Here is a 12,550-nt window from a genome sequence, read left to right as displayed (position 1 = left end):
TTCTAAAAAAGTATTAAATCATCGAATTATATGAATTTCAGTATGTTCACATTGTAAGGACTGTGGTATACTCTGTTGGTAGATTATTTTGAGAGGTTTAAGTATTGAAAAAGATAAAAGGTTTCTTTATTGGATTAATATTAGCGATTATAACAGTCGTTATTTTTGTTCCTATTCAAGTTCAAAAAATTAATCAATATTATAAGGTGAATGATAATAGTGTTCGTTATAATACAAGTTATAACAAGCATAAAAGTAGAGAGATTTTAAAAGCAAACTATGATGAAAACACGCATTTATTATTAGGGTCTTCTGAATTGAGTGTTGCGAATAAGAAAGAATTCCATCCAACTCAAATGTTTAACTATGATGATTTTCATTTGATGGAAGTTGGAGGTGGATTCTTCCAAAATGTGATTCAAGCATCAACATTGGCTTCATTAGAGCCGATTATGACACAGAAGAAAGTGGCTATTATAGAGAGTTTAACTTGGTTCGACCAAAAAGGGATGAGACAAGATGCCTTTGAAAGTCGAATTTCAAAAGAGCATGTGTATTACACGTTGGTGAATCCAAAACTTTCAAAAGAAACTAAACTTAAATTTATTAATCGTGTGCTAGAACTGTCAGCAAAAAATGATTCATTAGTTAGTACGTTTGAAAGATATAAACGTGTGCTTGTTGAAGGTGAAGGTTCTCAAATTGATCAGTTTATGATTCAAATGGAATTGGCTAAATTCTCCGTAAATGTTGTACAAGCATTTTATGATGAACATTCATTAGAAAGCTTCCCATCCAAAGGAAGTACAATGCCTGATTATAACTGGGATGAAGTGCTGGCTAAGAATGAGGAACAAGCTAAAAAGGATACTCAATCGAATGAGTATCATTTTGACGATTGGTATTATAAAAAACGTATTGAAGGTAATCTAGAATCGTTTAAAGATTCCGCGTCCACTTTCAAGTATACGGATTCTCCAGAGTACGAAGATTTTAAGTTGTTTTTACAGATTGCAAAGGAATTAGGAGTGGAGGTTCTGGTAATCACTTTCCCTGTAAATGGACCATGGTATGATTACATTGGAATTGATGCTTCGCAACGAAATGCCTTTTCAACAAAAATCAATGAAATTGTTAAGGAAGCTGGCGTGAAGCAGGTCGATTTAACGTCACATGATTACGATCCTTATTATATATGGGATGCAACTCATCCTGGATGGAAGGGGTGGCCTTTAGTTGAAAAAGAATTGGTCAAGTTTTTTAAAGAAAATGGATAATGTATTAGTATGGTCACTCGTATTTTATGTGCTTATTACTAGTGTTCTACTTTATTGTATATTTACAGATTTCACAAATGCAGCACAATTTATCTACAATGCATTCTAAGAAAATGAAGTTTATTAGCTAGGAAGGTTCCTCTTTCCTAGCTTTTTCAGTTTTTTACGTTGATTGAAATGACAAAGATTAGTATAATACAGTCATTAAGACTCGAGGTGAAGATATGAAAAGACAAAGAACTTTTCAAATGGTATTAAGTGCGATGTTTATCGCGATAATTATTTTACAAAGTTTTGTTCCATTTTTAGGGAACTTACCATTAGTGATTTTAGATATTACGATTATTCATATTACGGTTATTGTTGGTGGGATTGTGTTAGGGCCACAAGCTGGTTTCTTATTAGGATTTACGTGGGGGATGTGTTCGTTCTTCCGTGCCTTTACTTCAGGGAGCCCGATTAGCTTGTTAATTTTTACGAATCCATTGATTTCAGTACTTCCACGTTTAGTGATGGGGGGACTTGTTGCGTTATTTTATCATAAGACAACTAAACTCATTGCGTCCGACCAACTCAGAATGGCAGTGGCTGGTTTCCTTGGAAGTATTATGAATACGGTATTCGTATTAAGTTCCATTTATTTACTGATGGGAAATCAATATGCAGAATTAACAGGGAAAACTGTTGCGGAATTGCCGCTCTTCTTAATGGGCGTTGTTATGACAAACGGTATTGCGGAAGCGTTGGCTGCAACCGTGATGACACCAATTATAGCTTCAATTTTAGTTAAGATTTCTAAGAAAAGAGGATAGTGTATGTGGGAAGGTAAAAACGTAACGGTCTTTGTTACGGGTGGAATCGCCGCGTTTAAAGCAGCTACACTTGTTCGCTTGTTTGTAAAAGCAGGGGCAAATGTGGAAGTCGCGATGACAAAGAGTGCGTGCGAATTCGTTACACCACTAACGTTTCAAGTGTTAACGAAAAATAAAGTGCACACCGATACGTTTGACGAAGACGAAGCAGATCGCGTTCAACATATTCATTTAGCCGATAAAACCGATGTGGCAGTTGTCGTTCCAGCAACAGCTAATACGATTGCGAAATTGGCCAATGGAATCGCCGATAATTTCGTGACAAGTACATTGTTGGCGACAACAGCTCCGATTTATGTAGCTCCTGCGATGAATGAACATATGTGGGAAAATCCTGCAACGGTTCGTAATGTAGCACAACTTAAAGCGGACGGAAAAGTCATTATCGAACCAACGACTGGATTTTTAGCAGAAGGGTATAATGGAAAAGGCCGCTTGCCTGAACCAGAAGAAATTTTCGAGCAAGTGACTTTCTTTGAGAATAGACGGTTATACGGCTCTCCGTTAAAAGGGAAATCTGTTTTAATTACGGCTGGAGGAACGAAAGAACGTATCGATCCGGTGCGCTATATCTCCAATGACTCTTCTGGAAAGATGGGATATGCACTTGCAAAGGCTGCATCCATCTTAGGAGCTGAAGTTCAATTAGTGTCAACAACCAAACAATTGAAAGTTCCGTTTGGTGTGAATGTAACGTATGTGGAATCCGCACGTGAAATGGAAGAAGTGGTTACAGCACAATTTCCAACAACAGATGTTGCTGTGATGGTAGCGGCGGTGTCTGATTACTATGTAGCGAATCGTTCGGACCAGAAAATCAAAAAGCAACACAATGAATCAGGGTTAAAACTCGAACTAGCAGAAAATCCAGATATTCTAAAAGGGCTGGGACATTCTAAAAAAGAGGGCCAAGTTGTGATTGGTTTCGCGGCAGAGACTGAAAAAGTTCTTGAGTATGCGGCAGCTAAATTAGAAAAGAAAAAAGCTGATGCGATTATTGCAAATGATGTTTCTAGTTCAAACATTGGCTTTAATGCAGACAATCATCAAGTAACGATTCTTACTAAAGAAGGTAAACAAATTCCACTTCCAGAGAGTTCGAAAGAAGAGTTGGCGCTTGAAATTTGGCGGTCCTTATTGGACAGTAATATTATTCAATAGTAAATCTTCAAAAAGAGAGATAAACCAATCTGCCAGTAGTGTAGATTGGTTTATTTTATTGTCCTTTCTACACTAAAATAATTGCATGATTTACATAGAAATTTACCGTAATTCAAGAAAATGTGGTATAATAGGGAAGGTTATCTAGGCATGAAAGGAGATTTTATGAACGAGAATATTTCATTGCCAGAATTTATGAGAAACGAACTCGTAATTAAAACACAGAAGGAACTTCGACAGCGAAAAGGGTATCTGATTTCAAAGCGTATTTTTGATATTGTCGTTTCGTTATTACTGCTAGTTCCGTTATCAATTGTCTTTTTAGTGATTGCCATTGCAATTAAATTAGAAGATGGTGGACCTGTATTTTATAGACAGGAACGCGTTACGACAAATGGACGCAAATTTAAAATATTTAAATTCAGAACGATGGTGTTAAATGCGGATAAAGTAGGGCCGCTTGTAACACAAGACCACGATCCACGTATTACAAAAGTAGGACGTCGTGTTCGTAATTATCGTCTGGATGAAGTAGCCCAGCTACTGAATGTATTAATTGGAGATATGTCTTTTGTAGGCGCAAGACCGGAAGTAAAAAAATATGTTGATGCATATACACCAGAAATGCAGACAACCTTATTACTTCCTGCCGGAGTGACATCGATTGCAGCGATTGAATTTAGACACGAAGCAGAAAAGATTGCAGAGTGGACAAAGCAAGGCTTAACAGTGGATGAAGCTTATATCAAGCATATCTTGCCAGAAAAAATGCAATACAATATTGATTATTTAAAAAAATGTAGTTTAAAAAATGATATTGCGATCATGGTAAAAACTGTGATTGCAGTCTTAAAATAACTTGGAGGAACCAACATGAAAGTTAGAAATATTCCATTCTCACCACCAGATATTACAGAAAAGGAAATCAACAATGTTGTTGAAGTATTAAAATCTGGTTGGATTACAACAGGACCAAAAACAAAAGAATTTGAACGCCAATTAGCAGTATATATGGGCACTGAAAAAGTAGTCTGCTTAAACTCAGCAACAGCTGCTTTAGAGTTAGCATTACGTGTTTTAGGCGTTGGTCCTGGAGACGAAGTCATCGTTCCTGCTTACACATATACAGCTTCTTGTAGTGTGATTGAGCACGTTGGAGCAACACCAGTTATGGTTGATATCCAAGAAGACCATTTCGAAATGAACTATGATGCGTTAGCCGAAGCCATCACTGAAAAAACAAAAGTGGTTATTCCTGTTGAATTAGCGGGGGTACCATGTGACTATCGTCGTATTTTCGAAGTAGTAGAATCAAAACGTGGCTTATTCCAACCATCTACAAACTTACAACGTTATTTCAATCGTGTCATTGTTGTTTCTGACTGTGCACATGCAATTGGAACAACTCGCGACGGCGTTTCTGTTGCTAAATTAGCGGACTTTGCATCATTCTCATTCCATGCCGTTAAGAACTTAACAACTGCAGAAGGTGGATGTATTACATGGAATCCAGCAAACGAATTGGATTCTGAAGCAATGTATAAAGAATTCCAAGTGTACTCATTACACGGACAAACAAAAGACGCTTTAGCAAAAATTAAACCTGGTTCTTGGGAATACGATATTGTCATTCCTGGATTCAAATGCAATATGCCAGATATTATGGCTGCGATTGGTTTAGCGCAATTAGAACGTTACCCACAATTATTGGAACGTAGAAAAGAAATCGTACGTAATCTTAATAAAGGATTATCTGCGGATAAACGTATCCAAGTGTTACCTCACGAAGGTAAAGATTATGAATCTTCACGTCACTTATATATCACTCGTGTTCAAGGTGCAAGCTATGACCAACGTGGAGAAATCATTACAAAAATGGCGGAACGTGGCGTTTCATGTAACGTTCACTACAAACCACTTCCATTATTAACGGCTTACCAAAATATGGGATTCCGTATGGAAGATTATCCAAATGCTTACCGCTTCTTTGAAAATGAAGTGACTCTTCCATTGCATGGATTACTTAGTGATGAAGATGTGGACTACATTATTCAAAATTATTTAGAAGTGATTCAAGAAGTACTTGGATAGTCAGGAGAGGATATTTAAATGAATAATCGATTAAAAATTTTATTATTATTCATCGTGGACTCGCTACTTGTTGTTGGATCAGTATTTTTAGGATTTCGATTAGTAACAGAAGGGTTAATTCGTAATATTCACGGATTAACAATTACAGCGATTTTATCGTTAGTAGCCTATTATGTGTTCTCATATTTCTTCAATCTTTATTGGAGAGATTGGGAATACGCAAGTGTGTACGAAGTTATTACTGTCGTAAAATGTGTCTCAGCAACTGTTATTGTTTCAACAATTTCAGGGATAGCGTTCTTCGATACAAAAGTAACGTGGCAATTCCTAATTGTTTGCTGGTTATTACTAGTGATTTCAATCGGTGGAGTTCGTCTTTCAATGCGTGTTTTCCGTGAATTCTTTGCGGATAGTAGCGTCATGGAAAATGCAAAACCAACATTAATCGTTGGGGCTGGTGCTGCCGGAACATTATTAGTTCGTCAAATGCTTATGCATCCTGCAATGCGTATGGATCCAATTGCCTTTGTCGACGATGACCCAGAAAAACTACGTAAAGATATTTATGGAGTTCGTATTTTAGGAGCGATTAAAGATATCGAACGTATTGTAGATACAATGGGAATTACGAAAGTCGTTATTGCGATGCCATCACTTCCAATCAAGAAATTAAATGAAGTGTACGATGTGGCTCGTAAGACGGGTGCTGAATGTGTAATCTTACCAAATATTGACGATGTCATGAGCGGGAACTTACACGTACAACAACTAAGAAATGTTGAAATTGAAGACTTATTAGGTCGTGATCCAGTTCAATTGGATCAAACGATGATTGAAAAACAACTTCGTGGCAAGAAGATTCTTGTAACGGGTGCAGGTGGTTCAATTGGTTCAGAAATTTGCCGTCAAGTGGCTAAATTCAAACCAAAAGAAATCGTTATTTTAGGGCATGGTGAAAATAGTATTTATCAACTGAATATGGAATTAGTTGGGAAATATTCTCAACACTTCACGATTACACCGGTGATTGCCGATGTGCAAGACCGCAAACGTATCTTTGAAGTGATGGACAAATACCAACCAGATGTGGTTTACCATGCTGCAGCGCATAAACACGTACCTTTAATGGAATTGAATCCTCGTGAAGCAGTGAAAAACAATATTCTTGGCACAAGAAATGTTGCTGAAGCAGCAAGCCATGCACGTGTAAAAGCATTCGTAATGGTTTCAACGGATAAGGCTGTAAACCCACCAAATATTATGGGAGCTACAAAACGTTTGTGTGAAATGATTGTACAAGACATGGCCACACGTAGCGAATATACTAAATTCGTAGCGGTTCGTTTCGGGAATGTATTAGGGTCACGTGGTTCGGTTATTCCGCTCTTCAAGAAGCAAATTGCTGAAGGGGGACCAATTACAGTTACTCACCCGGATATCGTACGTTACTTTATGACGATTCCGGAAGCTGCTCAATTAGTAATCCAAGCTGGAGCTCTTGCTCGTGGCGGGGAAATCTTCGTACTCGATATGGGACAACCCGTGAAGATTGTAGACTTAGCGAAGAACTTAATTCGTCTTTCGGGATATGATGAAGGGGATATCGAGATTAAGTTTACTGGATTACGTCCTGGAGAGAAGATGTATGAAGAGTTACTGAACGAAGGAGAAGTAAATCCAAAACAAGTCTTTCCTAAGATTCATATTGGAATTGCGGACAATTCTAAAATTAATCGCGTGTATAATTTTATTGAAAACTTCGAAAGCTATACAGATCAACAATTACACGATGAATTGATTGATATTGCGAATAAAAAGAAATAAAATGAAAAGGATTGGGATAGTTATCTCAATCCTTTTATCATATATAAAGAGGTGGAAAAATGTTAGTTTCCGTAAATATTAGTGCCTATAATGAGCAAGATTACTTGCCTGAAATTTTTGAAAGTTTAAAAAATCAAACGTATCCATTAAAAAATATTGAAGTAGTACTAGTGAATGCAATGTCTACAGACAATACTCGTGCGTTAATGGATCAATTTAAAGCAGAAAATGAGCATTTATTTTATGGTGTGAAGATTCTTGATAATCCAAGAAAAACATTAAATACAGGGTTGAACTTAGGATTTAAAAACTCAGATGGTGATTGCTATTTAAAAGTAGATGCACACTCACAAATTCCTACAAACTTTATCGAAGCCAATGTCAAAGTGATTGAGTCGGGGCAAAAAGTTTGTGGGGGTAAAAGACCAACTATTGTCCAAGCAGAAGATGATTTTTCAAAAACATTACATATTGTAGAAGAGTCTGCCCTTGGAAGTAGTATCGCCAACTACAGAAAAGGAGACACAAGCCGCTATGTAGATTCTGTATTCCAAGGAATGTATCACAAAGATGTAGTCGATACGGTAGGTTATTTTGACGAAAAATTAACGCGTACAGAAGATAACGAATATCACTATCGTATTCGTAAAAACGGATTTAAAATTTGGTACGATACATCAATTGAGTCCTTCCAATATATTCGTCCAACCTTTACAAAAATGATTCAACAAAAATTTGCGAACGGCTATTGGATTGGTTTAACCTCTCATGTTTGCCGAGATTCCTTATCATTATTCCATTTCGGACCAGGTGTATTTGTGGTGACTTTACTTGTATTAATGATGTTGACGCCAATTAGTTTTGTACCATTATTTACAGTGTTTGGTCTCTATTTATTGGCAGTTTTAGGATTGTCTGTTTTTGAAATTTCTAAGCAAAAATTCAATCCAACATTACTACTAATTCCATTCATTATGATTGCCATTCACTTTGCATATGGTATTGGAACGATTAAAGGATGGATCTTTGGTTTTGAATTTAAAAAAGAGTATTTTGACTCAGAAGATAAATCTTAAAATTCCTATAAATACTCATGAATTCAAGCAAATCTATGGTATAATAAACTGATTGTATAGTTATTGGAGTGGAATGAATGAGAGTAAATGAAGAAAAAATTTCAAATAGAAGAAAACAAAGAAATAATCAAAAAATAAGGAGAGTTATTTTAACGGTCTTACTGGCTTTGGGCGCTGTAATTATCGCAGGTGCTGCTTATGCATGGAGTCGTATTTCTAAAGCGGAAGATGCGATTCATCAAAAGGTAGAAACCGTCCAATTACGTGAGAAAGAATTAACAGACGATAGCAGTTTTTCGGTTCTTCTATTAGGAATTGATAATGGAGCGTATGGTCGTGATACGGAAGTAGGTCGTTCAGATACGATGCTTCTTGTTACGGTAAATCCAAAACTAAAGAAAACCACAATGATTAGTATTCCTCGTGATTCTTATACTGAAATTATCGGATATGGTACTTTTGACAAGATTAACCATGCGTATGCGTTTGGGAAAGAACAATTCTCAATTAACAGTGTACAAAATATGCTGAACGTTCCAATTGACTACTATGTAACTGTAGATATGCATGGATTGATGGGTCTTGTTGATGCAGTGGGTGGATTAGAAATTACCCCAGCGTTAACATTTACGTATGAAGATGAGTCATTTACTGAAGGGGTTACACGTCATGTAGACGGGGAAGCCGCACTTCGTTACGCTCGTATGCGTTATGATGACCCAGAAGGAGATACAGGCCGTCAAAAACGTCAACAATATGTAATTGAAAAATTAGTTGAAAAATTATTGACTTTAGGTTCTGTAACGAAATACGAAGAAATTCTCAAAACATTAGAAAACTCTGTAAAAACAAACTTTACAGTAGAAAAATTATTCCAAATTGCTCAAACGCATAAAGAAGCTCTCCAACATTTTGAATCGGATACGATTAATGGGGATGGATCGATGATCAATGGAATTTATTACTTTGTCATTCCAGAAGCAGAAAAAATTCGTGTTTCAAATGTCATCAGAAAATCTCTTGATTTAGAAGAAATTACTGAATTGAAACATATCGAGACAAAAGAAACGCAGTCATCAGTCAATATTGAGCAAAATGCTCCACAAAATAATTCGAACGTACAAGAACAAGGGGATACTTACGTAGAACCAAATGTAACGCCAAATTATAACAATAGTTACAATAATAACAATTACAATAACAACAGTAATGATGATGACGACTATGTTGCACCGACAAATCCATCTAATAATGGTAGCGGAAGTAGTGCTGTGACACCAACAGCACCAGCAACTCAGGCATCACAAGCGACGGCTGCGCCAGAGCAACCGCAGCCTGTACAACCGACGCGATCAGCTCCTACAACCCAAGGGCCTGTTGCGCCAACACAACCTACACAAAAACAAAACCCTTAAAAGTATTGGAGTGTAAATATGAACGAATCAAATGAATGGACCCGACAAGGGAGACGTCAAGAAAAGAAAAAGAAACGTGGACGTATTGGTTTCATTTTAATTCTGTTACTAGCTATTATTGCAGTAGTGGGAACTTACTACGCAAGTCGAATTAACCATACGATTAACACGATTACTCAAGATGTCGGAAACCGTACAGAGCAAGAAGCAAACGACATTATTAAAAACGCAAAACCAATTAACATATTATTATTAGGGATTGATAATGGCGCGTATGGACGTACGGAAGAAGATGGACGTTCAGATACGATGCTACTATTAACCGTTAATCCATCAATGAAGAAATCTCAATTATTGAGTCTGCCTCGTGATACTTACACTGAAATCGTAGGAACGGGTGGTTATGATAAATTGAACCACGCTTTTGCTTATGGAAAGGCCCCAATGGTTATTAATTCAGTTGAGAAGATGTTAGATACAACGATTGACTTCTATGTGCAAATTAACATGGAAGGGTTAATGGAATTCGTCGACGCTGTCGGTGGAATTGAAGTGACAAGTCCACTTACATTTACGTACGAAGGCCGTTCTTTCGTTGAAGGAAAGACTGAACTGCTTGATGGTGAAAGTGCCTTACGTTTTGCGCGTATGCGTTATGACGATCCAGAAGGAGATACAGGACGTCAAAAACGTCAACGTATCGTTATCGAGGAACTCGTTAAGAAATTGATGACATTTAATTCTGTTACAAACTTCGAGCAATTATTGAATGCGGTAAGTAAAAACGTGAAAACGGACTTGCCAATTGGACAAGTGATGGCCCTTAAAAACACATATGGTCCTGCCATCGCAGGAAATAATTTATCACAAACATTTATCGAAGAAAGACAGTTATTATTAACAAACAATGCAGGAGAGCAAATTTATTACTCTTATGCAACGGATGAAGTGTTACTTGGAGTAAGTAATTCGATTCGTAAATTAATGGGACAACCAACTGTTCAAACATATCCATTACTACAACAAAGAGAAGATTTATATTATTTAACAACTCCTTAATAGGGGAAATAAGAGGTGTATAAAATGATTTATGCTGGGATTTTAGCCGGTGGAACCGGAACTCGTATGGGAATCCAAGAAATGCCAAAGCAATTTCTACCATTAGGAAACAAACCAATTATTATTCACACAGTGGAAAAGTTCTTGTTTGTTCCAGACGTAGATGTTGTCTATGTAGCTGTCCATCCAAACTGGGTGAGCTACTTCAATGATTTATTAGACAAACACATTTTGACGAATAAAGATAAAATCCGTGTCGTTAGCGGTGGTGGAAATCGTAATGATAGCATCTTAAGTATTATTGCGGACATCAAAAATAGCGGATCGTTTTCACCTGAAGATGTATTGATTACACATGATGCGGTTCGTCCGTTCGTTTCTTATCGTATGATTGTCGATAATATTGAAGCGATGAAGAACTATGACGTTGCGGATACTGTAGTGATGGCCAATGATACAATTGTAGAATCGGTTGATGGAAAAGTGATTTCTTCGATTCCAAACAGAACGCATATGTATCAAGGACAAACACCTCAAACATTTAAGATTCAAGCATTTACAGACTTGTATGATAGCCTTACAGATGATGTCAAAGAAATCTTGACAGATGCATGTAAAGTATTCGTGGTTAACGATGTGAAAGTAGCTCTTGTCGAGGGTGAATACTCAAATATTAAAATTACGACAGTAACAGATTTGAAAATTGCGCAAGCGATGTTAGGAGAGATTTAAAATGATTAATCGAGTGTATCAACTCATTCGTCCATCGTTTTTCTCAATTAAATATGAAGATGTGTCATTTTATGAAGAAGATACTGTGGTGGTTCGACCAAACTACTTAGCTTTGTGTCACGCCGACCAACGTTACTTCCAAGGAACACGTCCTGCTAAAATTTTGCAGAAGAAATTACCAATGGCATTGATTCATGAATGTTGTGGGATTGTTGTTGCGGACCCAACAGGAACCTATCAACCAGGCGATCATGTGGTGATGATTCCAAACCAACCACCACGTGACTTTGACCATAACACTGAATTTTACGAAAACTACGTGAATGGAACATACTTCCGTTCAAGTGGTCATGATGGATTCATGCGCGAATTTGTGACGATTCCAATCGACCGTGTAGTGAAATACGAAGATGTGCCAGATAAAGTCGCTGCCATTTCTGAATTTGTGTCAGTCGGTGTTCATGGACTTCGTCGTTTTGATAAAGTAGCGCATAGCCGTCGTAACCGTATCGTCGTATGGGGTTCAGGAAGCTTAGCTTATGTTGTAGCAACGATTGCAAAAGCAAAATTCCCAGACTCTACGATTATCATTGTGGGTAAAGATCCTGAGAAGTTACGTCTATTTTCATTTGTAGATGAAGTATATGATGTGAGCAATCTTCCAGAAGACTTTACATTCGACCACGCCATTGAATGTGTGGGAGGCAGCGGAACTCAAGATGCATACCGTGAAATTATCCGTCATATTCAACCTCAAGGTACCGTTGTCATGATGGGAGTTAGCGAGTTTGAAGTACCATTAAACACACGTGACATTCTTGAAAAAGGATTAACATGGGTCGGAAGCTCTCGTTCAGGTCGTAAGGACTTCGAAGAGGCTGTTCAATTTATGGCAGATCCAAAAGTACATGCACGTTTGAATTTAATTATTTTTGAATCAAATCCAATCCAAGAGATGAAAGATATTTATCATTTCTTCGAGGAAGACAAACTAACGCCATTTAAAACAGTGGCTAAATGGGATATTTAGAAAGTGAGGAAAA

At 37.2% G+C, this 12,550-nt stretch carries 11 protein-coding genes; all 11 read left to right on the top strand.

Features of this window, described 5'->3' with window-relative positions; genetic code table 11:
* Positions 1–104 precede the first annotated feature (104 nt).
* The 11 genes from dltD to O3793_RS01730 all read left to right on the top strand — a co-directional run bounded on the left by dltD (position 105) and on the right by O3793_RS01730 (position 12,537).
* Entirely contained in the window at positions 105–1,277 is a 1,173-nt protein-coding gene (dltD, locus tag O3793_RS01780) for a D-alanyl-lipoteichoic acid biosynthesis protein DltD (protein WP_371445170.1), read from the top strand.
* A gap of 224 nt (positions 1,278–1,501) precedes the next feature.
* Entirely contained in the window at positions 1,502–2,089 is a 588-nt protein-coding gene (locus O3793_RS01775) for an ECF transporter S component (protein ID WP_371445167.1), read from the top strand.
* 3 nt (positions 2,090–2,092) lie between these two features.
* Complete coding sequence (gene coaBC / locus O3793_RS01770) at positions 2,093–3,310, top strand: bifunctional phosphopantothenoylcysteine decarboxylase/phosphopantothenate--cysteine ligase CoaBC (RefSeq protein WP_371445165.1); 1,218 nt, start codon at positions 2,093–2,095, stop codon at positions 3,308–3,310.
* A gap of 165 nt (positions 3,311–3,475) precedes the next feature.
* Entirely contained in the window at positions 3,476–4,168 is a 693-nt protein-coding gene (locus O3793_RS01765; protein WP_371445163.1) for a sugar transferase, read from the top strand.
* A 15-nt stretch (positions 4,169–4,183) separates the two neighbouring features.
* Entirely contained in the window at positions 4,184–5,401 is a 1,218-nt protein-coding gene (locus O3793_RS01760; RefSeq protein WP_371445161.1) for a DegT/DnrJ/EryC1/StrS family aminotransferase, read from the top strand.
* Between the two features lie 18 nt (positions 5,402–5,419).
* Complete coding sequence (locus tag O3793_RS01755; protein WP_371445159.1) at positions 5,420–7,225, top strand: polysaccharide biosynthesis protein; 1,806 nt, start codon at positions 5,420–5,422, stop codon at positions 7,223–7,225.
* 59 nt (positions 7,226–7,284) lie between these two features.
* Positions 7,285–8,301 (top strand): glycosyltransferase, encoded by a 1,017-nt coding sequence (locus O3793_RS01750; RefSeq protein WP_371445158.1) that lies wholly within the window; start codon positions 7,285–7,287, stop codon positions 8,299–8,301.
* A 77-nt stretch (positions 8,302–8,378) separates the two neighbouring features.
* Positions 8,379–9,716: an LCP family protein gene (locus O3793_RS01745; protein ID WP_371445156.1), complete on the top strand. Its 1,338-nt coding sequence runs from the start codon at positions 8,379–8,381 to the stop codon at positions 9,714–9,716.
* Positions 9,717–9,734: 18 nt separating this feature from the next.
* Positions 9,735–10,775, top strand: coding sequence for an LCP family protein (locus O3793_RS01740; protein WP_371445154.1), 1,041 nt, complete (start codon positions 9,735–9,737; stop codon positions 10,773–10,775).
* Between the two features lie 24 nt (positions 10,776–10,799).
* Complete coding sequence (locus O3793_RS01735; RefSeq protein ID WP_048714024.1) at positions 10,800–11,507, top strand: 2-C-methyl-D-erythritol 4-phosphate cytidylyltransferase; 708 nt, start codon at positions 10,800–10,802, stop codon at positions 11,505–11,507.
* A 1-nt stretch (position 11,508) separates the two neighbouring features.
* Positions 11,509–12,537 (top strand): zinc-binding dehydrogenase, encoded by a 1,029-nt coding sequence (locus O3793_RS01730; RefSeq protein ID WP_371445153.1) that lies wholly within the window; start codon positions 11,509–11,511, stop codon positions 12,535–12,537.
* The last annotated feature ends 13 nt before the right edge of the window (positions 12,538–12,550 follow it).

The organism is Granulicatella sp. 20925_1_28 (assembly GCF_041433575.1).
Classification (GTDB): Bacteria; Bacillota; Bacilli; order Lactobacillales; family Aerococcaceae; genus Granulicatella.
Note: the sequence above shows the minus strand (reverse complement) of the source record. Positions and strands in the feature narration are given on the sequence as shown.